The organism is Acidovorax sp. 99 (genome assembly GCF_003096455.1).
Classification (GTDB): Bacteria; Pseudomonadota; Gammaproteobacteria; order Burkholderiales; family Burkholderiaceae_C; genus Acidovorax; species Acidovorax delafieldii.
The window spans coordinates 2,121,195-2,146,187 of sequence record NZ_QEKU01000001.1 but is presented as its reverse complement, the minus strand read 5'-3'; the positions used below and the strand labels follow the sequence as shown (position 1 = coordinate 2,146,187).

The 24,993-nt window shown below is 65.6% G+C and carries 26 protein-coding genes; 8 read left to right on the top strand and 18 right to left on the bottom strand.

All coding sequences use genetic code 11. The features are described 5' to 3' along the window. Positions 1-6 precede the first annotated feature (6 nt). From C8C95_RS10065 to C8C95_RS10055, 3 genes are all read right to left on the bottom strand, one after another. Positions 7-324 (bottom strand): hypothetical protein, encoded by a 318-nt coding sequence (locus C8C95_RS10065; RefSeq protein WP_133246221.1) that lies wholly within the window; start codon positions 322-324, stop codon positions 7-9. A gap of 35 nt (positions 325-359) precedes the next feature. Beyond that, a complete protein-coding gene (locus C8C95_RS10060; protein WP_116748491.1) occupies positions 360-2,882 on the bottom strand; it encodes a DUF2779 domain-containing protein in 2,523 nt (840 codons plus the stop codon). A gap of 134 nt (positions 2,883-3,016) precedes the next feature. After that, positions 3,017-3,910: a WYL domain-containing protein gene (locus C8C95_RS10055; protein ID WP_165836531.1), complete on the bottom strand. Its 894-nt coding sequence runs from the start codon at positions 3,908-3,910 to the stop codon at positions 3,017-3,019. 210 nt (positions 3,911-4,120) lie between these two features. Between C8C95_RS10055 and C8C95_RS10050 the strand changes: the two genes are divergently transcribed. Together C8C95_RS10050 and C8C95_RS10045 are read left to right on the top strand one after the other, a co-directional pair. Then, positions 4,121-5,677: a PilN domain-containing protein gene (locus C8C95_RS10050; RefSeq protein WP_165836530.1), complete on the top strand. Its 1,557-nt coding sequence runs from the start codon at positions 4,121-4,123 to the stop codon at positions 5,675-5,677. 158 nt (positions 5,678-5,835) lie between these two features. Continuing rightward, the gene (locus tag C8C95_RS10045; protein ID WP_116748488.1) at positions 5,836-6,471 is read left to right on the top strand and encodes a flavin reductase family protein; all 636 of its coding nucleotides are present in this window, start codon (positions 5,836-5,838) and stop codon (positions 6,469-6,471) included. Here the strand turns inward: C8C95_RS10045 and C8C95_RS10040 are convergent. From C8C95_RS10040 to mnmG, 15 genes are all read right to left on the bottom strand, one after another. Then, the gene (locus C8C95_RS10040) at positions 6,449-7,510 is read right to left on the bottom strand and encodes an alpha/beta hydrolase (protein ID WP_165836529.1); all 1,062 of its coding nucleotides are present in this window, start codon (positions 7,508-7,510) and stop codon (positions 6,449-6,451) included. The two genes, C8C95_RS10045 and C8C95_RS10040, sit on opposite strands and share 23 nt — an antisense overlap. An 82-nt stretch (positions 7,511-7,592) precedes the next feature. After that, positions 7,593-8,555 (bottom strand): hypothetical protein, encoded by a 963-nt coding sequence (locus tag C8C95_RS10035; protein WP_056056992.1) that lies wholly within the window; start codon positions 8,553-8,555, stop codon positions 7,593-7,595. Positions 8,556-8,575: 20 nt separating this feature from the next. Beyond that, positions 8,576-9,193, bottom strand: a complete 618-nt coding sequence (gene lpoB / locus C8C95_RS10030; RefSeq protein WP_110960591.1) for a penicillin-binding protein activator LpoB — start codon at positions 9,191-9,193, stop codon at positions 8,576-8,578. A gap of 40 nt (positions 9,194-9,233) precedes the next feature. Continuing rightward, positions 9,234-9,641 carry a YcfL family protein gene (locus tag C8C95_RS10025; RefSeq protein WP_116748486.1) on the bottom strand — a complete coding sequence of 136 codons (408 nt, stop codon included), beginning with the start codon at positions 9,639-9,641 and terminating at the stop codon, positions 9,234-9,236. A 35-nt stretch (positions 9,642-9,676) separates the two neighbouring features. Further along, complete coding sequence (locus C8C95_RS10020) at positions 9,677-11,218, bottom strand: hypothetical protein (protein WP_116748485.1); 1,542 nt, start codon at positions 11,216-11,218, stop codon at positions 9,677-9,679. A 333-nt stretch (positions 11,219-11,551) separates the two neighbouring features. Next, entirely contained in the window at positions 11,552-12,295 is a 744-nt protein-coding gene (locus C8C95_RS10015; RefSeq protein ID WP_116748484.1) for a class I SAM-dependent methyltransferase, read from the bottom strand. 12 nt (positions 12,296-12,307) lie between these two features. Beyond that, a complete protein-coding gene (locus tag C8C95_RS10010; protein WP_116748483.1) occupies positions 12,308-13,663 on the bottom strand; it encodes a hypothetical protein in 1,356 nt (451 codons plus the stop codon). A gap of 237 nt (positions 13,664-13,900) precedes the next feature. Continuing rightward, entirely contained in the window at positions 13,901-14,818 is a 918-nt protein-coding gene (locus C8C95_RS10005) for a ParB/RepB/Spo0J family partition protein (RefSeq protein ID WP_110960593.1), read from the bottom strand. Between the two features lie 40 nt (positions 14,819-14,858). Then, positions 14,859-15,155 carry a cupin domain-containing protein gene (locus C8C95_RS10000; protein ID WP_116748482.1) on the bottom strand — a complete coding sequence of 99 codons (297 nt, stop codon included), beginning with the start codon at positions 15,153-15,155 and terminating at the stop codon, positions 14,859-14,861. Between the two features lie 25 nt (positions 15,156-15,180). Next, positions 15,181-15,450 (bottom strand): hypothetical protein, encoded by a 270-nt coding sequence (locus C8C95_RS09995; RefSeq protein ID WP_116748481.1) that lies wholly within the window; start codon positions 15,448-15,450, stop codon positions 15,181-15,183. Further along, positions 15,447-15,989, bottom strand: a complete 543-nt coding sequence (locus C8C95_RS09990; protein ID WP_116748480.1) for an alpha/beta fold hydrolase — start codon at positions 15,987-15,989, stop codon at positions 15,447-15,449. Before C8C95_RS09990 ends, C8C95_RS09995 begins: the two co-directional genes overlap by 4 nt. A 34-nt stretch (positions 15,990-16,023) precedes the next feature. Next, the gene (locus C8C95_RS09985; protein WP_116748479.1) at positions 16,024-16,836 is read right to left on the bottom strand and encodes an AAA family ATPase; all 813 of its coding nucleotides are present in this window, start codon (positions 16,834-16,836) and stop codon (positions 16,024-16,026) included. 24 nt (positions 16,837-16,860) lie between these two features. Further along, positions 16,861-17,475, bottom strand: coding sequence for a LysE family transporter (locus C8C95_RS09980; protein WP_116748478.1), 615 nt, complete (start codon positions 17,473-17,475; stop codon positions 16,861-16,863). A gap of 117 nt (positions 17,476-17,592) precedes the next feature. After that, on the bottom strand, positions 17,593-18,276 hold the full coding sequence (gene rsmG, locus C8C95_RS09975; RefSeq protein ID WP_165836528.1) for a 16S rRNA (guanine(527)-N(7))-methyltransferase RsmG: 684 nt from the start codon (positions 18,274-18,276) through the stop codon (positions 17,593-17,595). Next, complete coding sequence (gene mnmG, locus C8C95_RS09970; protein WP_116748476.1) at positions 18,273-20,258, bottom strand: tRNA uridine-5-carboxymethylaminomethyl(34) synthesis enzyme MnmG; 1,986 nt, start codon at positions 20,256-20,258, stop codon at positions 18,273-18,275. Before mnmG ends, rsmG begins: the two co-directional genes overlap by 4 nt. A 328-nt stretch (positions 20,259-20,586) precedes the next feature. Between mnmG and C8C95_RS09965 the strand changes: the two genes are divergently transcribed. The 6 genes from C8C95_RS09965 (at position 20,587) to gstA (ending at position 24,944) form a co-directional block, all read left to right on the top strand. Further along, positions 20,587-21,183, top strand: coding sequence for an NAD(P)H-dependent oxidoreductase (locus tag C8C95_RS09965; RefSeq protein WP_015011916.1), 597 nt, complete (start codon positions 20,587-20,589; stop codon positions 21,181-21,183). Between the two features lie 12 nt (positions 21,184-21,195). Continuing rightward, on the top strand, positions 21,196-21,462 hold the full coding sequence (locus tag C8C95_RS09960; RefSeq protein ID WP_116748475.1) for a YkgJ family cysteine cluster protein: 267 nt from the start codon (positions 21,196-21,198) through the stop codon (positions 21,460-21,462). A gap of 174 nt (positions 21,463-21,636) precedes the next feature. Further along, positions 21,637-22,512 carry an RNA polymerase sigma-70 factor gene (locus C8C95_RS09955; protein WP_116748474.1) on the top strand — a complete coding sequence of 292 codons (876 nt, stop codon included), beginning with the start codon at positions 21,637-21,639 and terminating at the stop codon, positions 22,510-22,512. A 229-nt stretch (positions 22,513-22,741) separates the two neighbouring features. After that, the gene (locus tag C8C95_RS09950; protein WP_015011913.1) at positions 22,742-23,197 is read left to right on the top strand and encodes a carboxymuconolactone decarboxylase family protein; all 456 of its coding nucleotides are present in this window, start codon (positions 22,742-22,744) and stop codon (positions 23,195-23,197) included. Between the two features lie 248 nt (positions 23,198-23,445). Continuing rightward, positions 23,446-24,219: a class II aldolase/adducin family protein gene (locus tag C8C95_RS09945; RefSeq protein ID WP_056056952.1), complete on the top strand. Its 774-nt coding sequence runs from the start codon at positions 23,446-23,448 to the stop codon at positions 24,217-24,219. Between the two features lie 116 nt (positions 24,220-24,335). Next, positions 24,336-24,944: a glutathione transferase GstA gene (gene gstA / locus C8C95_RS09940; protein ID WP_056056950.1), complete on the top strand. Its 609-nt coding sequence runs from the start codon at positions 24,336-24,338 to the stop codon at positions 24,942-24,944. The last annotated feature ends 49 nt before the right edge of the window (positions 24,945-24,993 follow it).

Here is a 24,993-nt window from a genome sequence, read left to right as displayed (position 1 = left end):
CGTACCCTACAAGCCCCTCTCAGGCAAGCCGTCAAACGACATCTCCAAAGCGTATCCGCCCTCCCCCTGAGGCACGCTGACGGTACCCATATCCAGCATCTTGAACGGCTGGAAACACCCGCCATCAGGTTGAAAATAGGGTTCCTTTTTCACGCTCCAGTTTTTCACCCACTCACGAGGACCTGGGCCCACCTTCTGACCCACTTCTGCGAGGACAAGAAAATCCTCGCCGTTCCACATTCCGATATTTGCGTTGCGCCCACGCCCCGCGTACCAGCGGCCAACAATCAATGCTTCTTTCGGAATTTGTAGGTGCGTTGTCATTCGATCACTTGTTGCGGTCAACAGATCGGAGCAGCTCAACAAGGTTGCAGCTTGGCAATTTGGGCCAAGAACTGATCTCCAGTGATCCAGTTTTTGGGGTCCTTTTTACCCTTGCCTCCATCTGCCAAGTCGTATTTGAACGTTTTCGCCTCCAACTGCTGAAGCGTCATGGTGGGAAGTACCGTGCGCCAATTCTGCAGACTGACGACCATGGCCGCTCCTTCGCTTCGAGCGCGCTTGAGCAAAGGACTGAATTTGATCAGTTCGCGATAGTTCTTGCCTCCCACAACAAGCTCCTCATTGCGGTTGCGTTTGCTACGCGTAGCTTCATCCAAGGACACCAAGTGTTCGCGCAGAGTCGGCCACTGATCGGCGAATTCATGCTCATCAAGGACTACCGGTAAATTTTCAAACGAGATCCATTCCCACCCTTGATCAGCTGATCGCCAATTTTTGGGCTTACTCAGCTTAGGCGCCAGATAGATCACTCGTGCTCGCTTACAGCTGTCAAGATGCTCTCTCAGTTCAGTCTCGCTTCTGACCTGACATGCCGTCTTCAACAATTCGAGCACAAACCCGTACTTGCCAGGCTCTTGCGAAGCGTCTTTGATAGCGAGTAACTCATCCAACAGAAATGCAGCAGATCCCGTGCTCTCGATCGCTGCCTGCAACTCTTGGTAAATCTGGGCTTGGTCTTCGCTGAAAGTCGTATCCGTGGTTTTCAGCTCCACCATAAGCAATTCGGGTGCATCGAGGTTGAGCATCAGCCAGTCAATGTTGGTGGACTGGTTGTTGCCCTGCTCTGCCAGTCGGCTCTTACGGATTGGAAACTCCGGACTCAGCATCACAAGATCCGCCCCCAGCCGGGCTTTCAAAGCCTTCTCCAGGAAAAAGCCAATGATGGGTCCGATGGAGCGCTCGACCTGCACCTTGGGAATCATGGTGCCTTGCATAAGGTGCTGCATCAGGGCCGCGAAAAACGGAACTTCGCTTGAAGATTCGAAATGCGCAGGGGATTGGGTCAACATGGCTTTTTCTCCTTGGGTACTGCCTGTGGGTTGAGGTATTGAGTAACTTTGCGAAAATTTTTTCCAGATCTCCACCATCGCCAACGTGTCCAGCGCGCAATACGCCAAGAGTTCATCGCGAATCAGCGCCTTGCGCTGTGGTGATGTGGCCGGTGCGATGGCTTCAAGGTACGCAGCCATTGCCATGCCTCCGTCCTGCACACCCGTCAGCGCGTCATATCCCAGGTGGGGCGCTATGGCGGGCAACACTTTCTTGATGCTCCAGCTCCCGTGCTGGCGCGGGTCGTAATACCGAGCCCGTGCAATTGGCAGCAAGTCCACCAACCTGCCGCGAATCGCCTCCAGTTCAGGCGCCAAGGCGGGAAAGCACTGAGCGAGTTCCTTCAGACGGTTCCCTTCAAATCCTGCGTGATAGACGAAAACGGGAAGCGGCAGCGCACAGGCGCGGACCAATTGCGCAGCAAACGCTTCCGATGGCTCGTCGCCGGAGATATCGACAAAGGCCTCATGGCTCAGTTGTCCCTGCGCATCCATCTGGTGCAGGCTGAACTGAAAAGGCAACATCTGGAATGGCCGCGTACCTGCCCACCGGGGCACCCCAAACTGAATGGTTTCGAAATCCAGGAAGTACGCAGGCAAGGGATACGGGAGAAGATCCTGCCTGGCGCCTTCAGCATCAAAGTACGCCCGTCCCGAAACGGTGGCATCCCGCACACGGCGTTGCACAGGGGTGAGCAGCGCTTCGGGTATCTCCCGCATGTCTTGTGCACCGGTTTGACCGAGAAAATCCTTGAGCGCTTTGGACGAAGTGCGCGGCAGCCACGCAACAGGAAACTCCGCCGGGTGCTGATTCTTTTGGCAGTGCTTCTGAAACCCGCATGGGAAAGGGGTTTCGCACTGTGCCCCCATCTGCACATCGGGCGGCACTGCCTGAGCGGCCACTCGTTGCGCACGGCCAATCCACTCCGCGACCTCCATGCTGCGTGCGTAGGCGCCTTCCGTGACATCTTTCTCGATGAGCAAACCCCTGTAGTCGCCACCACCCGGGTAAATCCACGCAGCGTCGATATGTGCAATGCAAACGCTGCGCACCTCAACACCAGCCGCCCGGGCGATGTAGCTTTGAATGGCGGCGTCGTCTTCCTGGTAGGTTTTGACAGCGGTCGACGACTTCACTTCCACCATCTTCCAGGCAGGTGTTGCTCCATCCATGACTGGCAGCATCACATCGGCGAATGCGAGTCCCCCCGCCGCAGACATACCGGCTTCAAACAGCGGCTTGCGCATCAGCAAAAGCTCACGGGTCTGTTCCACCGCAGCAGCCACGCCCGCTGCCTGCAAATTGATCGTCGCGCCGTCACCCGCCGGGTCATAGATTTGCTGCGCCAGGGCCCCTACTGCATGGCCCGTCTGAAAAACAGCTTGCGTAGCGGCTGAGTCTTGCCGCGCCTCGGGTTGGTGGACTTCCAGCCAGAGGCGCTTGGAGCATTGCCTGAAAGCAATCAGCTTGGATTTCGACAGCGCACGCATGGTGTTCTTCGGTTGAAAAGTTGTTGGGCATCACGAGGGACGGCATGCTATCGGCTGAACGCGGCAACAGACCGCTAATCAACGGGGGGCGGTTCCCGCGCGCGTTGCGAACCCGACGCCCATTGCGTCAGCGCTTACTCTAAGCCGTGGACAAGCGCCTGATGCCAGGCCAACGGCTGAACGATGCGCACATGCGGAAGCCAATAGCGCACCACGGGCAATAACTGATTCAGGTGGCTAACGTGAGCCGTGACGAGTAATGACCCATCCGCATCCTGCCTGTGCTGCTGCTCCGGCAGGATGGCGCGTCGCACAAAGAAATGCGCTACCTCGGCATCAACGCGCAGCAGTACCTCCGTGGTGTCAGACGTGAACCACACATCGTCCTTGCGATTGATGTAATCGTGGTGCTGCGGGTCGGGGATGAAATGACGGGCTTCTTCCGGTTGCAGTGAATGAATCAGCGCCACGCTGAAACTCTTGAGCTGCCGCCCTTCCACAGCAGCCAAGTACCACACACCATTGTTGTGAATCAGTCGATAGGGCTGGACGTGACGAGGTTTGGCCTTGTAGGTAAAACGGCATTCGTGCTGCTGATCAATGGCCCTTTGCAACTGGGAAAACTGCGGGCCCTGCCCGTTCAGGTCTTCGCTGGGCATGGGCTGCACCCGCAAAGAATGCCCAGCTGGCGGCGACGTTTCCAGTTGCTCCAGGAGATAGCGCAGGCTGTTGTCCGGGAACAGATGCTCTGTGCCCACCAACCGGGCATAGGTGCTCAGATGGCGCACGGGCATCGTGGCGCGGGCCGCACGGGTCAGTTGCCACCGTCCTTCGGCCGTGCGCTCGGCGATACCGTACAGGCGTTCGCCCAGGTCACGTTCAATGGTTCGCACATTTACCTGAAAATCCCGCGCCAGCCAATGCTTTTCGACAACCTCACCCTGATGCAGCTGCGCCAGGATGTGTGACAAACGTTGCGCCAGCTTTTCTCCTTTGGCATGGGTAGGACGGGCGACGCGGGTGTTCATGCAAAGTGGCGTGTGGGTGGGGTGTGAGGCAATGTAGGCAAAGGCTGCGACAGGTTGTGTCGCTTCACCCTGCGGATCGTCTGCAAGGAAATGAAATTCCCAGCACATTCTGCCGCGCGACGGAGGCGCTGCCGACGCCAAACTAAAGCGCCCGATGTTTCCGCAACAGGGGTCCGGCACCACGCACGAAGCGGATACCATGCACCTGGCATGAAACCCCTGCGCCCCCTCCTTCTGGCCCTGCTGTGCACGGCGCCGCTTCTGGCACACGCCGCGCCGCTGGACGTCACACCCGACACGCTGATGGAACGCGCCAACCTGCTGCGCGACGCCCGTGAGCGCCCTTGGGACCCGAACACGGGGCGGCTGGGAAACTTGCGGCATGTGCACATCATCGCCAACGACTGCACGGTGCGCGTGGTGTCGGGTGCGGAGAACCGGCTGTTCCTCGGGCGGGGGGCAGCGTTCCAGGTGGACGACACCACCTACGGCGCGGACCGCCTGGGCGGCAACCGGCCCAGGCTGTACGACGTGAAGATCAGCGCTGCACAAGGCGCGTCAGCCGTCCCGCGCGTGGGCGCTGACAACGCCTCCGTGTGCTTTACGCTGCAGCTGGCCACCGCCCACGAACTGCTGCTGCGCGGGGACAACCTGAAAATGCTGTTCGACCGGGTGGACCTGCCGGCGTTGCGAATCAGCCTGAACCCCAGCCATGGTGTGAAGCTGTGGTTCCATGGGGTGCGGCTGGGCCTGCTGAGCGTGAGCTCGAACGCATCGGTCGTGGCGGGCGGCACGGGCCAGGTCCAGTGGCTGCAACTGGCCAGCGCGCAAAGCAGCACAGCGCTGCTGTTCCACGACATGGATGCGCGCCACGCGCGCGTGTCAACCACTACCACCCGGGCACGGTTCTCCATTCGCATTGGCGCAGACACAGATGCCGGCTACTACCAGCCGGCAAGCGCGCCGGGCCAGATCGCACTGGAGTACCCGATCTGGATCGATGGCCCCGTCAGCGCGCTGAAAGTGCCTGCGGGCCGCGTGAACCCCATGCCCCTGACCAGCGCCCTGCGCGATGAAACCCGCGCCCTGCAACTGGACGTGATGGGCCCAGCGGGCCCCCGGCCGGCGCTGCCAGCGCCGGACCCTGGCTCTCCACCGCCCCCGGGCGCGCAGGCTGCAAGCGGTGAGCCCGTCTCACCGCGCCAGCGGGTCAGCGATGTGCTGCAACCGCTGCTGCCCAGCGGCGTGACCCTGGGCAAGATCGACCTGTGGAAGGACGGCGCTGCGCTGGAAGGCCGCGCCCCCGATGACGCGACCGTGCGCCAGTGGGTGCAGGCGCTGCAGCGCTCGGGTGAAGTCCGCAACCCGCAGGTGGCCTGGGTCCGCCGCGAGGCCGATCAGGTGGCCTACCGCGTGCTCGTCACCTTTCTGTGCGCGGCGCCGGGGGACCGCAGCGTATGCCTTGCAGCGCCGGGCAGCGCCTACACAGCACAGCAGGTGGAAGACGCACTGCGCCCGGTGCTGGGCAACGACGTGACGCTGACGCGGCTGGCCCTGCATGACGGCAAGCTGGTCGAGCTGGAGGGGCGTGGCAGCGAGGCAGAGGCCCGCGCGGCGCTGGAGCGCGTGCGCCAGCAAGTGCCGTGGCTGGAAGCGTCGAGCTCCGGCATCGGCCAGGGCACGTTCTCTGCCCGGCTGCGCATGGTCTGTGCCGCGCCGCCACGCGCAACCCCCGGCATCTGCGCCGCCCCTGACCAGCGCCGCTGAGCTACGGATTAAAGCTCCAGTGCTCCAATCGCCCCTGAGCGCTAGAACAATATGCCTGAGCAGCTATCAAATAGTGAGCATGCAGATATCCTGATGACTGCAGCGCGCCGCGTCTGCCGCTAAGGTAAGGGCTTGTTCGCCCTACGATGCCGAGCCCCATGACCACTCCACAGCCCCCACGCACCTTCCACAGCTACGAACCCCGCCTGGGCCATGGCCTGCCGCACGACCCGTTCAACGCCATCGTCGGGCCACGCCCCATCGGCTGGATCTCGACCCAGAGCGCCACAGGCGCGACCAACCTGGCGCCCTACAGCTTTTTCAACGCCTTCAACTACGTGCCACCCATCGTGGGATTTGCCAGCATTGGCTACAAGGACACGGTACGCAACGTAGAGGCCACGGGCGAATTCGTGTGGAACCTGGCCACGCGCGACCTGGCCGAAGTGATGAACCAGAGCTGCGCCGCCGTACCGCCCGATGTGAGCGAGTTCGCCCTGACGGGCCTCACCCCCCTGCCCTCCACCCGCGTAAGCCCGCCGCGCGTGGCCGAAAGCCCGGTCACCTTTGAATGCCGCAGCACGCAGATCCTGCAGCTGCACGGCGTGGACGGTGCCCAGGTGGACACCTGGCTGGTGCTGGGCGAAGTGGTGGCCGTGCACATCGATCAGGCGCTGCTGAAGGACGGCGTGTACGACACCGCGAACGCGGGGCACATCCTGCGCGGCGGCGGGCCGGCGGACTATTTCACTGTGGGGCCGGAGCAGCTGTTCAGGATGTATCGGCCGCGCTAGGAACCTGCTGCTCTCGCAGCAGTCGCAGCGGCGCACACAGTCCGGCGGCTGGTTGACGAGCCCATTGTTCGGTCCAGGCCCACACTTGCTGCACGCCGTCCACCCGTGCGGCGGCACGCTGCAGACCGTGGTCAGCACCCTCGATGCGTTGTGCACAGTAGGGCGCGGTGCGCAAGGCCGCCAATTCCGCAAAACGCGTGTAGGCAACGGCGGGCACCAGCGCATCGTCGGCGCCCCACACCTGCAACAGGGGCCAGGGGCCTCGCAGCAGTGGCAAGGTCAACGGCCAGTTCCACAAGTCGCGCCAGTAGCCGAGGCTGCGCCCCTGCACCACCACGGTGTCGGGTGGCGCGCCCGCCACGATCCGCGACAGCGCGGTCCAGTCGGCCTCCGCGCCCAGGCGGTGTGCCTGCAGCGCGCCGGACTCTTGCGGGTCCAGGCCGCTGGCGCCGATGAGCACCAGGCCCGCCAGGTGCGGCACTTCAGCGGCGAGCTCCGGCAACAGCTCTGCCCCCTCCGAGATGCCCACGAGCAGCTGCGGCACCACGGGTTGCCCCTGGCGCAAGGCCGCGTCGGCGCGCAAGGCCACACGCGCGTGTGCAAGCCAGGTGGAATGCCTGTCCCGCCACACAAAAAGGTGCGGGCAATCGGCGGGGGCTGTACGCGCCTGAGGGTCCACCCCAGGCTTGTGCAGCACCAGCACCTGGGCGTGCAGCAGGCCCGCAAAGTAGCGGTCCGCGATCGGCCCCATGCCTGCGCAGCCCGAGCCGGGGACGACGATCACGCGGTAGCGCAGCGGCGCCGCACGTTCCTCGCGCTGCAGGGCCTGGAGCACGGAGTCGCCGACTCCGGGCAGGCTCCGCAGCGCAAACCCTGCGCCCTCCACAGGCGCTGGCTCGTTCGCGCCCAGTGGTGACGCTGATGCAGCATCGGTCGCGCCATTCGCAACCGGGCGCGCAACCACACAACCGCCCAGCACCAAGGCCACAGCGGCGGACGCAAAAAAGGCCAGCACAGAGCTGGCCTTGGGACGCCACACGGCAGCAGCTGGAGCTGTCGCCGGGGAGCGGTGCGTTGTCTGCAATGGCCTACCTCGCACGGTGGGTGGCATGCACGGCGGCTTACTTGAGGATCAGCACCTGCTCAGGCTGCTGCGGTTGCGGCACAGGCATGGGCTGGCCGCCCTGCTGGTACACCACAGGTGGGCGCACGCCGCGCGCCAGGTTGGCATCGGTGTAGCCCAGTTGCACCGCGAGCTGCTGGTACACGTCCTGCGCCAGCGACAGCGAGGTTTCACGCATCACCTTCGCCCGGTTGGGGGGCGCGATGTCGCCACGGATCGACAGGATCTTGGTGTCGTTGCCTTCGCCCTGGGCGGAGAACGCGGCCTTGATCTCGTAGGTCTTGGTGTTGATGAGCGAGAAGTCCGCCAGAAGTTGCAGGCCGTACTGGCGCGTGGCGCTGGTGGTGCCCTGCAGGGGCGAGAGCGCGTCGGTGAACTCGATGCTGGACACCACGCCAAACAGCACGTAGTCGGCGCCGTTGAACTCACCCTTCTTGATGCGGGTGATCACGTCGTTGACCTGGGGCTGCGCCTGGGGCGTGGCCATCTTGCCGCCTTGCACCTGGTTGAGCACCTGCTCGGCCTTGCTGGGCTGGGGCTTGCCTGCGTCAAAGCCCTTGCCCTGCACCAGGCGGAAATACGTGCCCTGCAGGATGGCGCCTTTGATGTCGTTGGTGTAGCCACCCAGCTCGCGCTGTTCGATGTAGCTGTAGCGGCCCGCCACATAGGTGCCGCTGGCCTGCTCGGAGGCCTGCATGGACTGCTGGCCGGAGTACGAGCCCCCGCCGCCGTACATGCCGTGGCTGTGGCTGCCCCCTTGGCTGCCCTGCGCGCTCATCTGGCTGCTGCGCTGGTAGGTGCCGGCCATGAAGTATTCGGACACGCGCTGGGCGTAGGCCAGGTCGGTCACGGCGATCTTGGGCGCGGCGCCGGGCTGCTGCGCCTGGGCGCCGGTGCCCCAGGCCAGCGTGGTGGCCGCGATCACGGCCAGGGCCGTGTGGAGGGTGATTCTGCGTTGCATGGTGTGCTCCTTGGGGCAGATCAGCGCTTGCTGGTCTTTCTGATTTCTTTCTCGTCCTGCCATTCGATCGTGCCTTCCTGCACATCAAACAGCTTCAGCGTGAACTTGTAGTACACGTCCTTGGTCGTGTTGTTCTGCTTGACGATGCTGGTCAGCTCGCCTTCCATGCTGTACTTGGCGGCGGTCATCTGGCCGACCTTGGCGGTGGTGCCCTGCTTGTACAGGCCGCTCTGGTTCTGGCGCTGCAGCTCGTCCACACCGGCCTGCATCTCGTTGATGGAGCGCACAAAGCGCACCTTGCCCGACTTGACCAGCGCGGTCTGGATCGAGTTCATCACGTTGGTGGTGTCGATGTACTCGCTGGTCTTGTTCTTGACGGTGGAAATGGTCACCGTGGGGCGGCCCTGGAAGATGCCGGTTTCGAGCAGGCCGCCAGTCATCTTCTCGGCAATCATCTGCAGGTCGGTGGAGCCGAATTCGTTGGTCACCAGCTCGACGGCCTTAGCATCACCGTAATTGACCTGGCGGTCAAAACGCACGGTGGGCGACGACAGGTTCTGGCAGGCCGACAGGGCCAGGGTGCTGGCCGCAAAGGCCAGGATCAGCGCGCTGCGCTGGATGCGGTTCTTGGTTGTCATGGTTTTACTCCTCACTCAAACAGGGATTGGCGCGGCGCGATCAGCGCGGCTCCACATTCATTTCCAGGCGCAGGTCCACGGCGGCGCTGGTGGGCGCCACGCTCTTGACGGTCTGCTGGCCCAGGCCCAGCACGGTCATCTGCTTCCAGGACTCGCCGTCGCCCACCTGGTTGCCCACGTTGTCCAGCCACTTGAAGCGGTAGAACACGGTGCGGTCGGTGCGGCCCATGTTGGACATGTCGGCCTGCACCACCAGGATGTCGTTCTTGCGCACGATGCGCATCTCGCGCACGGCGATGCTGTTGGCCTCGCCACGCAGAGCCACCTTGGCGGCCACGGCCAGCGGTGTGGCGGGGTCATGCAGCTGGGCGCTGGCGTTGGTGGCCAGGGCGATCAGGCCCGCGCACAGCACGGTGGGGATCGCGGCGGGGACAAAACGGTTTCTCATGCCGAAGGCTCCTTGAATGGGGTCAGAAACAGGGGTCAGTTCTTGGCGGCCGCAGCGGGCTGGGCGGCCGTGGGCTTGACGGTGGACGACGGGACGGTGCGGGCGCGGTTGTTGTTGGTGGTGCGCACCGGAGCGGCGGGCGCCGCAGCAGCGGCTGCAGGGGCCGGCTGGGGTGCCGCCGCCACCGTGGGCAGCTGGCCCAGCATGGCCACGTCGCCGATCAGCACGCTGTTGTCATACATGCGCAGGGGCACCAGGGCGTACTGGCCGTCGATCTTGATCGGCTGGGGCAACTGGCGGCCGTTGATGGAGACGGTGTGTTCGCCAGGGGGCAGGTAGCCACGGGCCACATACACGCGGCCGGGCAGCATGCGCCACATGCGGTCGTCGGCCTGCTCGGTGGCCACCGAGGCTGCGGCGCCAATCAGGCCGCCGATGAGGCCGCCACGCTTTTGCAGTTCGTTCTGCAGCACGCCCTTGGCCACAGCGCGGGTGAAGCCACGCAGCACCATGCCGGGCATCTCGTCCTTGAGCGCACGGCGGGCCATCACGTTCACGTCCACCACTTTTTCGAGCTTGAGGTCGGTGCCGGCGGCCGACACCACCGTCAGGGGCGCGTCCTTGGAGGGCTCGATCACGGGGTACGAAATGCTGGCGGTGACAAGGCCCCGGCCGGTGGGCACGGGGAGGGTGAAGGCCTTGGGCTTGCGTGCAGGCGCGTCACCGGCTTCGACGATAAAGAGCACGTCGGTCATGCGCTGGCGGCGCTTCCAGGTGAAGCCGGTGCGGTTGTCCAGGCCGCGCAGGCCTTCTTCGAGCACGGGGGTGTCGGGCTTGAGCTCGATGGCCTTGCGGTAGCCTGGCGCGGCCAGGCCGGGCTCGTTGAGCATTTCGTAGAGAAAGCCGGCCAGGTAGTGGCTCAGCGCGTTGGAGTAGCCGTTCTTGAGCGCCAGCACCTCGGGGTCGTTGAGCGTCTCGACGGGGTAGCCATTCAGCTCCTTGCCGCCCGAAGATGCCCCTTTGGACTTGGCTTCTTCTTCGGCCGCCAGGGTTTCCTTGGCGCGGAACTCGGCAATGATGGCTTCGCGCTCGTGCGTGCGCTTGATGTCCACACGGGCGTTCTCAAAATCGCCCACGGCCATGCGGTTGAGCGCCAGACGCGTGGTCAGCCACACCTTTTCGTAATCCTGGCCTTCATAGACCTTCAGGCGCTCGCTCACCAGGGCCGCGCCCACGGTGCCCATCAGCTTGGAGGGGTTGGTCTTGGCGGTCTCTTCCCACTCCTTGACGCGGTTGTCGGCCAGCAGGAAGGCGTTCGTGCTGTCGGGGTAGCGGCGGTCCATGCGCAGCAGCTCGCCGCGCTCCATGTTAAAGAGCAGCGCCGTTTTTTCTTCTTCGGTCTTGGCCGTGCTCTCCAGGCTGGCCAGCGCGGCGGGGATGCCGCCACTGCGCCCCGCGGTTTGCATGTCGGTGGCCAGCTTGTCATGGCTCTGCATGGTGGCGCAGCCGGTGAGGGCCGCGCTCAGTGCCAGGGCCCATAGCAGGCGCGGACGGAAACGGGGTGGGTGGGCGGTCATGGATGCTCCTTGCAGATCGGTCGGTTGCTCACCAGAAACACCCCGCGCTTACCACGCGCAGCCGTGCAACAGCCCCGCCAGAGGGAGGGTGCTGTGAATACGGCGTGCGTGGTGGAAGTCCGGTCAAGGCGGGTGCTGGCAGCCCGTGCGCCCCCTCCCGGCGCGGATACGTGCTGTGTGCGGCCCCCTCTGGCTGTGAGTTTCTTGGTTGTTGTGTATGGGGTTGTAGCCAGCCGCGCAATGTAGCAAAAGCTTGTATCTTTTCTGTAACCGTGTGGGGCCCGTGACACAGACGGACACAGGGACCGGCACAGTGGGACCATGGTGTGCATGTCATTCCTCCTGCTGCTGGCGCGGCATGCGGTACAGCCACACCACCCGCCCGCCGGGCGCGCGCAGCTGGGCGCTGGGCAGCCAGCCAGGCACCGCGAACTCCAGGCTCACCAGCCACGCGCCGGTCGCCAGCTCGGCCTGGGCCTTGGCGGCCGCGCGGGCCATGCTCTCGGGCCGCTGGAACAGGTACACCATCTGGTAGGCGCTCCAGTCGGCCTTCCACATGTCGGCACGCTGCACCCGCGCCCAGGGGCAGCGCAGGGCGCACAGCAGGCGCAGCGGCCAGCTCCACTCCAGCCCGTCGAGCTGGGCGGCAGGGTAGGCATGGCGCAAGGCCTTGAGGCCATCGCCCAGGCCACAGCCTGCGTCGAGCACCCGCGCACCCAAAGGCAGCGGCGCCTGCACGGCCAGAGACTGCAGCGCGTGGCGCGGCGTGGGGAACAGGGGCGCATCGCGCCACGCATTGAGCGGGTAGACCAGCAGCAACAGCGACAGCGGCACCAACCACGCCCAGGTGGGCAGGCTGGCCGCCCCGAGCAGCGCCAGCGACAACGGGAACCCGGCGGCAATCAGCCCGCGCCGCCACCAGCTGTCGCCCAGCACACTGGCAGCCGTGCCCAGCAGGCAGGCCACCAGCAAGGCGGCCACCGGTGGAACGGCGCGCTGCAGCGCCACAAAGATCAGCCACGCGCACGCCCACGCCGCCAGTGCGGGCAGGGGCCAGGGCATGCGCAGGGCGAGCATGGTTCTCCGTTCTCAGCGGCCAAAAATGCCGCGCAGCAGATTGACGGGGTTGACCACATTGCCCGAGTCCGTGCCGCCGTCGCCCGCAGGCGGCTGGCCTGCGGGTGCACCGCCCATGCCGCTGGAGTAAGCGCCTGTGCCGCCCGACGGTGCGCCGGGTGCCGCGCCCATGCCACCACGGCGCCCCTGCATCTCTTCACCCAGCATCGCCATGGTGTGCGACTTCACGCGCACGCGCACCGACCATTCAGGCTCCCACGCAGCCTTGGGGTCGGCCGGGCGGGGTGGGTACACGATGTGGCTCTCGCCACCGTAGGCCATCATGCGCAACATGGGCGTGGCATCGCGCCCGCCACCCGCAAAGATGCCCTGCGGGATGGCGCATTGGGTAGTCTCGGGCTGTAGCAGCACGCGCTCCTTGAGCCAGCGGTCGATGGTGGCGGGCGAGAGGTAGTCGAACAGGCCCATGCCGGTGTCCGGCGTCTCGGCGCTGGACCACATGATGAGGTCGTCCCCGCTTTGCGACATGGCGTGCAGGTAGTAGGCGCGCGCATTGCGCACCGGCTGCCAGCTGGTGCCCATGCTGTCCTGCGGCTTGCCGGTGGTGCGCAGGTCGATGGCGGGCATCAGGTCCTGCGCCGCGCCCAGCGTGAACTTCATCGAGGCAGGCACGCCGTCGCCCCGCACCTGGTGCTCGCCCACCACCGAGCTGTCCCGCGACAGGCTGACCTGGTTGCGTTCGTTGGGGTACAGCGCATAGGCCGGGCCCACGCGCGGGCCCCGGTCGGGCACAGCACGGCCTGCAAAGGCCTGGGCGTAGTCGGAGGGCTTGGCACGCGCCAGATCGATGACGCGGGGCTGGCCCGCACGCACCGCGCTACCGCAGCCCCAGTACAGCAGGATGCGGCCCTTGGGCTGCTGTTGCTGGTACTCACGGGGCACTTCGCCCGGCTCGGTCTGGGTGGGCTGGGCGCGCGGGGGGATCAGCGGCAGGGACTCGCCCATGCGCATGCCGGGCGGGATGGACTGGCTGGCTTCTACGCCGGGGCGCAGGCTGTTGTGCAAGGCGATGTCGATGACCCGCGGCGGCATGATGGACATGGCGCGTGCGTTGCCGTATGACATGTTGCTGCCGCTCCCCATGCCCGGCGCTGCGCCGCCGCCCATGCCCCCCATGAGGCCGCCGAGCATGCCGCCGCCACCGGGCAGGCTGTCCATCTCGGGCATGCCGGCCATGGTGCCGGTGGACAGGTCCATCCACAGCTGCACCTTGGGGGCCTTGGTGTTTTGGGCCTGGGCACCCAGGCTGGCAATGCACAGGCCGGCGGCCAGGCAGGCGGGGGTCAGATAGCGCAAAGGGGTTGTCATCGGGTCTGCTCCAGGAGATACGTGGATCACCCGGCAAACCATCGTGGGCCGCAAAGCGGCTTTATCGCCGCCCTGTGAAGAGGCCTTGCGGTCAACCCGGGTGTGTTGAACGCAGCGCAGTGTAGGCCCCGCAAGGACGCATTTTGCCCGTGCAAGTTACTTGTGGAAACCGTTTCTGTGCGCTATTTCACGCCATCTTGCGCGGCGACAACGCCGCGCCCCGGAGCGACGAGCGGGTCAGCCGCGCAGGCGGTCGATCAGCCCGTTGAGCGCCTCCAGCGACCCGAACTGGATCGCCAGCTCGCCCATGTCCTCCACCCGGCCGTTGCGCTTGACGCGTTTTTTCACACGCACCTCGACCTCGGCCATCAGCAGGTCCGACAGCTCTTCTTCCACACGCTTCAAGTCGCGCGACTTTTCCTTCTGGGGCTTTTGTGGCACCAGACTGAACTCGGCGCCGATCTTCTTGACCAGCGCCTCGGCCTCGCGCACCGACAGTTTCTTGGCCGCGATCTGGTTGCCCGCCGTGATCTGTGCGGCGCGGTCCAGCGACAGCAGTGCACGCGCATGGCCCATGTCGATGTCGCCCGCCATCAGCATGGTCTGCACCGGCTCGGCCAGGTTCAACAGGCGCAGCAGGTTGCTGGCCGCGCTGCGCGAGCGGCCCACGGCCTGTGCGGCCAGCTCGTGCGTGAGGCCAAACTCCTTGACCAGGCGCTGCAGGCCCTGGGCTTCTTCCAGGGGGTTGAGGTCTTCGCGCTGGATGTTTTCGATGAGCGCCATGGCGGCGGCCGACTCGTCCGGCACATCGCGCACCAGCACCGGCACCTCGGCCAAGCCTGCCAGGCGCGAGGCCCGAAAGCGCCGCTCGCCCGCAATGATTTCGTACTTGCCCGCGTGCTCCCCGCCCGTGAGGCGCCGCACCAGGATGGGCTGCATGATGCCCTGGGCCTTGATGGACTCGGCCAGCTCGTACAGCGCGCCCTCGTCCATGCGCGTGCGCGGCTGGTACACCCCCGGCACCAGTTCGGACAGCGGCAGGCTGCTGGGCAGACCCGCTTCGGCGGCCTGGGCCTGCTCCACTTTGTCTTCGACCTTGGGGCCCAGCAGGGCTTCCAGGCCTCGGCCGAGGCCCTTGGGTTTTTTGGTGACCATGAAATGCGTCTCGCGAAAGGAAAAAGGAAAGGGGGAAGAATCAGCGGTCGATGATGACCAGCGTGCCGCGGCTGCCGGGCGCCACGGCGTGGGGCACGCCTGCGGGCACGATGAACACCTCGCCCGCGTTCACCTCGGTGACCTGCCCTTGCAGGTCCAGGCGCATGCAGCCGTCCAGCACCAGCAGGGCTTCGTCAAAGTCGTGCGACTCGTCGGGGTAGGCCGCGTCATCCATGCGCAGCACCTTGAGGTTGGCACCCGCAGCGCGGCCCACCACCGTGGAGTTCCAGGCGCGGGGCAGTTGGTCGGCAAGGGCAGACAGGCTGATCTTGGTCATGGGTCGTTGGCCAGGGTTCAAAACGTCACAGTGCGGAGCGGCTCGCCACGCGGCGCCGCTTGCGACTGCGCCACAGGCGCAACCACACACCGAAGGCCACCGCGAGCAGCACGAGGGCCAGCATGAACTGCCCCAGCGCGCCCACCACCACCGCGCTGCTGGGCAGCAGCCAGGCAAGCACCACCTGCAAGGCGTCGCCAAGCCAGTAGAAGTCAGCCGTGACCCGCCGAGGTGGAGAGACAGCGCCGTCCGCCATCACCGGCGGGCGCTTGCGCCAAAAAACCCAGCGGCTCATGCCGGAGTGGCGAGCTGCAGCAGCCAGCCCCGCCCCTCTTCCCAGTCGCCCAGCCCGGATTCGGCATTGATGTGCCCGCGCTCGCCATAGTCCACAAACCGCGCACCCCAGGCCTGCGCCAGCCCCTCGGCACGCTCGAAGCTGCAGTACGGGTCGTTGCGGCTGCCCACCAGCACGGCCGGGAACGGCAGCGGCTGGCGCGCAATGGGCGCCCAGCCGTGGATCTGCGCGGCCAGGTCCGGCCGCTCCACATCGCCCGGCGCCACCAGCAGCGCGCCGCGCACCTTGGCCGCATGGCGGGTGTGTGCCGCCCACCAGGCCGTCAGGATGCAGCCCAGGCTGTGCGCCGCCAATACCACCGGGCCGTCGGCATCGGCCACGGTCTCTTCCAGGCGCGCAGACCAGTCGCCGCGCAGCGGGCGCATCCAGTCGTGCTGCTCCACGCGCTGGTAGCCATGCGCAGCCTCCCAGCGGCTTTGCCAGTGGTCGGGGCCAGAGTTCTGCCAGCCGGGCAGCAGCAGGATGTTGGAGGCTTTCATTACTATCAATTTAATAGCTAGCAGCGCATATCATTCAAGCGCCTGCGGCCATTTTGGCCATGGAGGCTGCGGCTGGGGGCATGGTTTTCACACGCGCAACCATCTCCTCGGCAAACTCCACAAAGGCCTGGCTGCCCTTGGCGGCCGGGTCGAACACCACACCGGGCAGCCCGTAGCTGGGCGCCTCGGCCAGGCGCACGTTGCGCGGGATCACGCTGTTGAACACCTTGTCGCCAAAATGGCCCTTGAGCTGGTCGCTCACCTGCTGCTGCAAGGTGATGCGCGGGTCGAACATCACGCGCAGCAGGCCGATGATCTGCAGGTCGGCATTGAGGTTGGCGTGCACCTGCTTGATGGTGTTGACCAGGTCGGTCAGGCCTTCCAGCGCGAAGTACTCGCACTGCATGGGCACGATCACGCCGTGGGCGCTGCACAGGCCGTTGAGAGTGAGCATCGACAGCGACGGAGGGCAGTCGATCAGCACGAAGTCGTAGTCACCATCGGCCTCCGCCAGCGCGGATTTGAGGCGCTTTTCGCGGTGCTCCAAAGTCACCAGCTCCACCTCGGCCCCGGCCAGTTCGCGGTTGGCGCCCAGCACCCAGTAGCCACACTTGTCCGACAGCACGGCCGCCTCTTTCACCGAGGCGGATTCGAGCAGCACGTCGTAAACCGTGAGGTCGAGGCTGCGCTTGTCCACGCCCGAGCCCATGGTGGCGTTGCCCTGCGGGTCCAGGTCCACCATCAGCACGCGCTGGCCGATCTTGGCCAGGCCAGCGGCAAGGTTGACGGTGGTGGTGGTCTTGCCCACCCCACCCTTTTGATTGGCAACGCAAAAAATCTTGGCCATGTGGGTGCTGCAGTTCGTGTGGTGTTATTTGGAGATGGCCAGCTTGATGCCAAAGCCGATCAGGAAGACGCCCGCGACTTTTTCCAGCGCGCGGCCGATGCGCGGGTTGGCGCGCATGCGCTCGGCCAGGTGATGCGTGAGCAGCACGGCGATCAGGCCATAGAGAAACGTCAGTGCCGCCACCGTGGCCGCCATCACGCCAAAGGTCAGCATGCCCTGGTGCCGGGCCGGGTCGACAAACAGCGGAAAGAACGCCATGTAAAACACGATGGCCTTGGGGTTGAGCAAGGTGATGAGCCCGGCCTGCTTGAAGTAGTGGCGCGGCTCGATGTTCAGGATGGGCTGGGCGCCCGGCTTGGCCGTGACCATCTTGAAGCCCAGCCACGCAAGGTAGGCCGCGCCCAGCCACTGCACGGCGTTGAAAGCCGCCGGGTAGGTGGCCAGCAGCGTGGCCACACCGGCCACCGCAGCCCACATCAACACCTGGTCGCCCGCAATCACGCCCATGGTGGCAGCCATACCGCCGCGAATACCGCCCTTGCTGGTGGAAGTGATGAGCGCCAGATTGCCCGGACCTGGGATGAGCAGAAACAACACAATGGCAGCGACAAAAGCGCCGTAGTCTGCGATGCCGAACATGGTTTCTCCTGGTGCGCGGGGAGGGTGCGGTCAAAAGAGGCACCCGGGTGAGCAGCCGAGTTTACGCGAGCCCCCTGCCCTGGCTGTCGAAAAGTCGGCGCCGCAGCGCCAAGGCCATCAGGCGGGCTTCATCCAGACGATGCAGCGCTCGGCGTCCAGGCCGGGTACCGTGAGCTGTTCCACGTGAAACACCGCCACATCCGCAGGCAGCGCGGCGATTTCGTCCTCGGGGTGTTTGCCCTTCATGGCCAGCCACACCCCGTGGGGCGCGGCCAGTGCGCTGCGCGACCAGGTCACAAAGTCTGGCAACGAGGCAAATGCGCGGCAGCTGATGAGGTCGAACGGCGTGCTCAACGTCTCAACCCGTGCGTGCACGCCATGCAGGTTGCGCAACTTGAGCGCCACCGCCGCCTGCTGGATGAACGCGGCCTTCTTGCCCACGGTGTCTACGCAACTCACATCGACATCCGGGCAGCAGATCGCGAACACCACGCCGGGCAGGCCGCCGCCCGATCCCACATCCAGCAGCTTCACCGCCGCCACCCCGCCCTGCTGCAGGCCTGCCACATGCCTGCGCAGCGGCGCCACGGCGGCCAGGCTGTCCAACAGGTGGTGCGTCATCATCTCCTGCGGGTCGCGCACGGCGGTCAGGTTGTAGACCTTGTTCCACTTCTGCAGCAGCGCCAGGAAGTCCATCAGCAGGGAAACCTGCGCATCGCTCAGGCCCAGCGCCAGGGCATCGGCCCCGGCTTGCAATTGCTGACGCAGGCTGTCATTGTTGCTGTTCACCACCATCGTCATGCCGTCACTTCGCCTTCTGCCTTGGCGGGCGCTGCCGGGGCCACCGCAAACTCCTTGAACCCGCCCTTCTTCAGATGCACCATCAGCAGCGAGATCGACGCGGGCGTGATGCCGGTGATGCGCGAGGCATGGCCCAGGGTCTCGGGCCGGTGGCGGCTGAGCACCTGGCGCGCCTCGATGCTCAGGGCCGTGACCTGCATGTAGTCCAGGTCGGGCGGCAGGCGCAGCTTTTCAAAGTGTGCGGCGCGTTCCACTTCATCCTTCTGGCGGTTGATGTAGCCCGCGTACTTGGCGGCGATCTCCACCTGTTCCACCACCGGCTCGCTCAAGTCGCCCAGAGTTTCACGTGAAACATCGGTGGTTGCGTACTTGCCGCAGTCCATCGACATCAGGTTGGCGTAGCTCACATCGGGGCGGCGCAGCAGCTCGAACAGGTTGTACTCGTGCTCAATACTCTTGCCCAGCACGCGCTCGGATTCGGCGGCAGGCAGGTTGCGCGGGTTCACCCAGGTGGCCTTCAGCCGCTCTGTTTCACGTGAAACTGCATCGCGCTTGCGGCTGAACGCATCCCAGCGTGCATCGTCCACCAGGCCCATCTGGCGCCCCACTTCGGTCAGGCGCATGTCTGCGTTGTCCTCGCGCAGCTGCAGGCGGAACTCGGCCCGGCTGGTGAACATGCGGTAGGGCTCGGTCACGCCCTTGGTGATCAGGTCGTCCACCAGCACGCCCAGGTAGGCCTCGTCGCGGCCAGGCAGCCAAGGCGCGTCGCCCCGGCATTGCAACGCGGCGTTGATACCCGCAAACAGGCCCTGGGCCGCCGCCTCTTCGTAGCCCGTGGTGCCGTTGATCTGCCCGGCAAAGAACAGGCCCTGGATCTGCCGTGTCTCGAAGCTGCTCTTGAGCGAGCGCGGGTCGAAGTAGTCGTACTCGATGGCGTAGCCGGGGCGCAGGATGTGCGCGTTTTCCAGCCCAGGCATGCTGCGCACCAGGTCGTACTGGATGTCGAACGGCAGGCTGGTGCTGATGCCGTTGGGGTAGAACTCGTGTGTGGTCAGGCCCTCGGGCTCCAGGAAGATCTGGTGGCTGTCCTTGTCGGCAAAGCGGTTGATCTTGTCTTCCACACTCGGGCAGTAGCGCGGGCCCACGCCTTCGATCTTGCCGGTGAACATGGGGCTGCGGTCAAAGCCGCTGCGGATGATCTCGTGTGTGCGCTCATTAGTGTGGGTGATCCAGCAGGGCACTTGCTGGGGATGCATCTGCGCGTTGCCCATGAAGCTGAACACAGGCACCGTGCCCTCGTTCACGCCGCCGGGCATGCCGTCGCCGGGCTGCTCGGTGCACTTGCTGAAGTCGATGCTGCGCCCGTCAATGCGCGGCGGCGTCCCCGTCTTCAGGCGCCCTTGGGGCAGCTTCAGCTCCTTGAGGCGCGCCGACAGCGACACGGCGGGAGGGTCCCCCGCCCGGCCCGCGGCGTAGTTATTCAAACCCACATGGATCTTGCCGTCCAGGAAGGTACCCGCCGTCAGCACCACCGTGCGGCTGCGGAAGCGGATGCCCACCTGCGTCACCGCGCCCACCACCCGGTCACCTTCCACCATCAGGTCGTCTACCGCCTGCTGGAACAGCCAGAGGTTGGGCTGGTTCTCCAGCATGCGGCGGATGGCGGCCTTGTACAGAATGCGATCGGCCTGTGCCCGCGTAGCACGCACCGCAGGGCCCTTGCTGCTGTTGAGGATGCGGAACTGGATGCCGCCCTCGTCCGTGGCCAGCGCCATGGCGCCACCCAGCGCGTCCACCTCTTTCACCAAGTGGCCCTTGCCGATGCCCCCAATGCTGGGGTTGCAACTCATCTGCCCCAGGGTCTCAATGTTGTGGGTCAGCAGCAGCGTTTTGCTGCCCATACGGGCAGCGGCCAGCGCGGCCTCGGTGCCTGCATGGCCACCGCCGACAACGATCACATCAAATTCCTGGGGGTACAACATGGGGGTGCTCCGGGGCCCGGAGGGCCCGACATTCAAAACCGCCCGCCCTCCTGCGACGGCCCAACGAGGGCGAGTCGCACTAGGGCGGGATGCATCATTCACCAGCCCATCGGGGCGGCAAGGGTGCAAGGGGAAACCCACGATTTTCCCACCTTTGCATGCTTTTTGTGCAAAGCCCTGGTGACAGCGGTTGCGCCACCCATCCGCAGCGCTACCAGCTCCTGCTGCATTGGGCGGATGTTCCACGTGAAACAAGCGCCCGCCCCCACACGCCGGAGGGCGGCAGCTTGCAGTATTCCTGCCGCGGCTTTGTGCTTCAATGGCCCGCATGACTACCCAACTTCTCATCTTCGCGGGCAGCACCCGCCAGCAATCCTTCAACCGCAAACTGGCCCACGCCACCGCTGCCATCGCGCGCGATGCAGGGGCCAGCGTCACGCTGATGGAGCTGTCGGACTTCAACATCCCGCTGTACAACGCTGACCTCGAAGCGCAGGGCACGCCTGCCGACGTGATCCGGCTCAAGGAAATCCTCTGGCAGCACCCGGCCTGGATCATCTGCTCGCCCGAGTACAACGGCAGCTACACCGCCCTGCTCAAGAACACCATCGACTGGGCCTCCAGCCCCGTCAAGGGCAACCCGGACTGGCAAGACGGCGGCAAGAGTTTTCGCGGCAAGGTCGTGGGCATGCTGAGCGCTTCGCCCGGCGCCCTGGGCGGCCTGCGCTCGCAGAGCCACCTGGCTCCCCTGCTGATCAATGCGGAATGCTGGCTGGCACCCAAGGCGTTTGCCCTGGGCTCGGCAGGCAGCGCGTTTGACGACAGCGGCAACCTCATCCAGCCAGCCCACCGCGACCGCGTGCGTGCCGTGGTGGACCAAGTGCTGTGGGGTGCCAGCCGCCTGCAGCCTGCTGGCGGTCAATAAGGCGGCCCGCCCGTGGACTGCCGCCCCGGTTGCGGCGCCTGCTGCACCGCCCCCTCCATCAGCTCGCCCATCCCCGGCATGCCCCAGGGCAAACCGGCCGGGGTGCGCTGCATTCAGCTGGGGGACGATGCGCGCTGCCGCATCTTTGGCCGACCCGAGCGCCCGGCGGTGTGCGCAGGGCTGATGCCCTCTGCCGAGATGTGCGGCAGCAACCAGGCGCAGGCCCTGCACTACCTGTCGCAGCTGGAATCGCTCACGCAACCGGCCCCGCGCTCATAGCCGGTCTTGCGGGGCCCCGAGAAGCAATGCAGGTGTTTCAAGCCCCAAAGTGACCTCAAGCGCAGTGCCACATGCGCCAGCAGCTATCAAAATAGTAGTTGCAAGCGAGGCTGTCACAAACTGCAGGTATGCGCCGTCTGTGCTTCACTGAAGCACTCCAACGCCGCCATTGCCATGACCACCACCGACCCCTTCACCACCCTGCGCCCTCGCCTCTTTGGCATTGCCTACCGCATGCTGGGCGTGCGGGCCGATGCCGAGGATGTGCTGCAGGATGCCTGGCTGCGCTGGAGCCGCACCGACGCCAGCACCCTGCAGTCGGCCGAGGCCTGGCTGGTGACCATCGTCACGCGGCTGTCCATTGACCGGCTGCGCGCGCTCAAGGCCGAGCGCGAGGCCTATGTGGGCTGGTGGCTGCCCGAGCCGCTGGTGGAGCTGGACGCGCACACGCCCGAGTCGGCCGCCGAGCTGGCGGGCGAGCTGTCGGTGGCCTTTCTGTACGTGCTGGAGCGGCTGGGGCCGGAGGAGCGCGCGGCCTTCTTGCTGCGCCAGGTGTTCGACTACGACTACCCGGAGATCGCCGCCCAGCTGGGCAAGACCGAGGCCAGTTGCCGCCAGATGGTGCACCGCGCCAGCGAGCGTGTGCAGCAGGCGCGCACCCGCTTCGAGGTGCCGCAGGCGGTGCACCACCAGTTGCTGCAACGCTTCATGAAAGCCGCCCAGAGCGGTGACCGCCACGCCATCGAGGCGCTGCTGAGCGAAGACGCCCAGCTCATCGGCGATGGCGGCGGTGTGGTGCCATCGTTCCCCAAGCCGCTGGTGGGGCCGTTTCGCATCACCAACCTGTACTGGGCGCTGTTCCGGCGCCTGGGCGCACAGGTGGTCTACCGCATGGCGCTCATCAATGGCGAGCCGGGCCTGCTGCGCTACGTGGACGGGCGCATCGAGTCGGCCCAGGCGTTTGTGACCGATGGCGAGCGCATCGTGGCCATCTACGCGGTGCGCAACCCGGACAAGCTGGCGGGCATCCCCGCCACGCTGCCGCTGTAAAGACACGGGCACAGCGCTGCTCGCGCGAACCGCTGCGCAGGCGGCCCCGGCAAGCGCGCCTGGGGAGAAAAAACAAACGCCTCCTGTCACAACCCGGCACGGCGCAGCGTCTTGATGGGTATGGAAGACGGCAATGCAGCCACATGGCGACATCGCCACAAGGCCCCGCACCAGCGCCGTCTTTCACCACCGTCATCAACAACCCTTTGCCATCACCCAGGAGATTTCCATGTCGCAACACAGCGCCCGCCTGCCCTACCACCAACTGTCGTCCAAGGCCTTCATGGGCCTGGTCAACGTCTCTGAAACCATCAAGAAAGGCCCGCTGGGCACCCGGCTGGCCGAGCTGGTGTTCCTGCGCGTTTCGCAGATCAACGGCTGCGCCTACTGCATGGACATGCACTGGAGCGCGCTCGTCAAGGACGGCGCCGACCCGCGCCACCTCAACGCCGTGGCCGGCTGGCGGGAGGCGCCGTTCTTCAGCGAACGCGAACGCGCCGCCTTCCGCTGGGCCGAGATCATCACAGCCACGCCCCACAGCGACGCGAGCGATGACGAATACGCCAAGCTGAAGGCCCTGTTCTCCGACGCCGAGATTTCCGACCTGGGCTTTGCCATCGCCGTCATCAACGCCTGGAACCTGCTGAACGCGGGCATGCGCGCCCCGATCCCGCAGGCCGGCTGAGCGCTAGCAGATGAGGGGTACGGGCCGGTGAAGGGGACATCGGCCCGTAGGGCCCGCTGCGGGCGCCGTGCACCAGAAATTCGCGTCCAAATGGCCGATAGCGCTAGTGAGTCATGCCTCTTTTGCTATCAATAATGAAGCAAAAGGCACCCGACACATGGCCGCGGGTGTAGCCTGCCTGACAGACCCGGCCACCGCCCCGCCCTACAGTGGTGTCTTCCCACCCACAACACCGGAGACACCCACCCATGCTCAACATCCCCTCGCTGCAAGGCAGCGTCAGCCCTGAAGAATGGCAGCTGCGCTGCGACCTGGCCGCGTGCTACCGGCTCGTCGCGCTGTACGGCTGGAGCGACCTGGTCTTCACCCACATCAGCGCCAAGCTGCCCGAGTCGGTGTCAGGCCCGGGCGAGCACCATTTCCTCATCAACCCCTATGGCCTCATGTTCGACGAGATCACGGCGTCGAGCCTGATCAAGGTGGACATGCTGTGCAACAAGCTGCACGACTCGCCCTTCCCCGTGAACCCTGCCGGGTTCGTGATCCACAGCGCCGTGCACGAGGCCCGGCCCGAGGCGGGCTGCGTGCTGCACACCCACACGCGCGCCGGCGTGGCCGTCAGCGCGCAAAAGGGCGGCGTGCTGCCCATCAGCCAGCAAAGCACGTTTGTGCTGGGCTCGCTGGCGTACCACGAGTACGAAGGCGTGGCCTTCCGCGACGAAGAAAAGCCGCGCCTGCAGGCCGACCTGGGCGAAGCCAACTTCCTCATGCTGCGCAACCACGGGCTGCTGACGGTGGGCAAGACCATTGCCGACGCCTTCCTGTCCATGTACACCTTCGAGAACACCTGCCGCATCCAGATCGACGCGCAGGCCGGGGGCGAACTGACGCAGGTGAACCCGCAGATCGTGACCGGCGTGGCCCAGGCCATGCGCGTGCAGACCGGCGGCCTGGGCGGCGCCTTTGCCTGGCCCGCGCTGCTGCGCAAGGTGCAGCGCGACCTGCCTGGATACGACAGCTGACGAGACCCGTCCCCGCTGCACCACGCGGCGGGCGCCGGGGTTGCGCCCCGGCGCCTGCAAGAATCCGGCGCAGCGCATAGGATCGGCGGTTTCCGACCGTTTTCAAGGACCGATCCATGAAGCTCTACTACTCCCCCGGCGCCTGCTCCCTGTCCCCCCACATCGCCCTGCAAGAGGCCGGCCTGGCCTACACCCCCGTGCTGGCCAGCACCAAGAGCCACAAGCTGCAGGACGGCACCGACTACTACACCATCAATGCGCTGGGCTACGTGCCCGTGCTGGAGCTGGACAACGGCGAGCGCCTGCGCGAAGGCCCGGCCATCGTGCAATACATTGCCGACCAAGTGCCCGACAAGCAGCTCGCCCCCGCCAACGGCACCCTGGCGCGCTACCGCCTGCAAGAGTGGCTGACCTTCATCGGCACCGAGCTGCACAAGGGCTTCAGCCCCCTGTTCAACCCCGCCACCCCCGAGGAATACAAGCCCATGGTGCGCGAGCGCCTGCTGCAACGCCTGCAGTGGGTGGATGGCCAGCTCGCCGGCAAGCAGTACCTGATGGGCGATCAGTTCACCGTGGCCGACGGCTACCTGTTCACCGTGACCAACTGGACCCAGCCCACCAAGCTCGACATCTCCGGCCTGGCCAACCTGGCGGCCTACCGTGAACGCGTGGGTGCCCGCCCCGCAGTGCAGGCGGCCATGAAGGCCGAAGGCCTGCTGAAATAGGGACACTCCCCTGAGGCGCTGCGGGGCGGCCCTTGCTCGGCGTTCCTGG

Coding starts and splice junctions, on each gene's coding strand:
- C8C95_RS10045 (WP_116748488.1), top strand. CDS start 5,836: ATGACCACTCCACAGCCCCCACGCACCTTCCACAGCTACGAACCCCGC.
- C8C95_RS10050 (WP_165836530.1), top strand. CDS start 4,121: ATGAAACCCCTGCGCCCCCTCCTTCTGGCCCTGCTGTGCACGGCGCCG.
- C8C95_RS09950 (WP_015011913.1), top strand. CDS start 22,742: ATGTCGCAACACAGCGCCCGCCTGCCCTACCACCAACTGTCGTCCAAG.
- C8C95_RS09990 (WP_116748480.1), bottom strand. CDS start 15,989: ATGAAAGCCTCCAACATCCTGCTGCTGCCCGGCTGGCAGAACTCTGGC.
- C8C95_RS09955 (WP_116748474.1), top strand. CDS start 21,637: ATGACCACCACCGACCCCTTCACCACCCTGCGCCCTCGCCTCTTTGGC.
- C8C95_RS10035 (WP_056056992.1), bottom strand. CDS start 8,555: ATGCAACGCAGAATCACCCTCCACACGGCCCTGGCCGTGATCGCGGCC.
- C8C95_RS10000 (WP_116748482.1), bottom strand. CDS start 15,155: ATGACCAAGATCAGCCTGTCTGCCCTTGCCGACCAACTGCCCCGCGCC.
- C8C95_RS10005 (WP_110960593.1), bottom strand. CDS start 14,818: ATGGTCACCAAAAAACCCAAGGGCCTCGGCCGAGGCCTGGAAGCCCTG.
- C8C95_RS10055 (WP_165836531.1), bottom strand. CDS start 3,910: ATGAACACCCGCGTCGCCCGTCCTACCCATGCCAAAGGAGAAAAGCTG.
- C8C95_RS10015 (WP_116748484.1), bottom strand. CDS start 12,295: ATGCTCGCCCTGCGCATGCCCTGGCCCCTGCCCGCACTGGCGGCGTGG.
- C8C95_RS10065 (WP_133246221.1), bottom strand. CDS start 324: ATGACAACGCACCTACAAATTCCGAAAGAAGCATTGATTGTTGGCCGC.
- rsmG (WP_165836528.1), bottom strand. CDS start 18,276: ATGACGATGGTGGTGAACAGCAACAATGACAGCCTGCGTCAGCAATTG.
- C8C95_RS09945 (WP_056056952.1), top strand. CDS start 23,446: ATGCTCAACATCCCCTCGCTGCAAGGCAGCGTCAGCCCTGAAGAATGG.
- C8C95_RS10020 (WP_116748485.1), bottom strand. CDS start 11,218: ATGACCGCCCACCCACCCCGTTTCCGTCCGCGCCTGCTATGGGCCCTG.
- gstA (WP_056056950.1), top strand. CDS start 24,336: ATGAAGCTCTACTACTCCCCCGGCGCCTGCTCCCTGTCCCCCCACATC.
- C8C95_RS10010 (WP_116748483.1), bottom strand. CDS start 13,663: ATGACAACCCCTTTGCGCTATCTGACCCCCGCCTGCCTGGCCGCCGGC.
- lpoB (WP_110960591.1), bottom strand. CDS start 9,193: ATGACAACCAAGAACCGCATCCAGCGCAGCGCGCTGATCCTGGCCTTT.
- C8C95_RS09965 (WP_015011916.1), top strand. CDS start 20,587: ATGACTACCCAACTTCTCATCTTCGCGGGCAGCACCCGCCAGCAATCC.
- C8C95_RS09995 (WP_116748481.1), bottom strand. CDS start 15,450: ATGAGCCGCTGGGTTTTTTGGCGCAAGCGCCCGCCGGTGATGGCGGAC.
- C8C95_RS10025 (WP_116748486.1), bottom strand. CDS start 9,641: ATGAGAAACCGTTTTGTCCCCGCCGCGATCCCCACCGTGCTGTGCGCG.
- C8C95_RS10060 (WP_116748491.1), bottom strand. CDS start 2,882: ATGCGTGCGCTGTCGAAATCCAAGCTGATTGCTTTCAGGCAATGCTCC.
- C8C95_RS09980 (WP_116748478.1), bottom strand. CDS start 17,475: ATGTTCGGCATCGCAGACTACGGCGCTTTTGTCGCTGCCATTGTGTTG.
- C8C95_RS09985 (WP_116748479.1), bottom strand. CDS start 16,836: ATGGCCAAGATTTTTTGCGTTGCCAATCAAAAGGGTGGGGTGGGCAAG.
- mnmG (WP_116748476.1), bottom strand. CDS start 20,258: ATGTTGTACCCCCAGGAATTTGATGTGATCGTTGTCGGCGGTGGCCAT.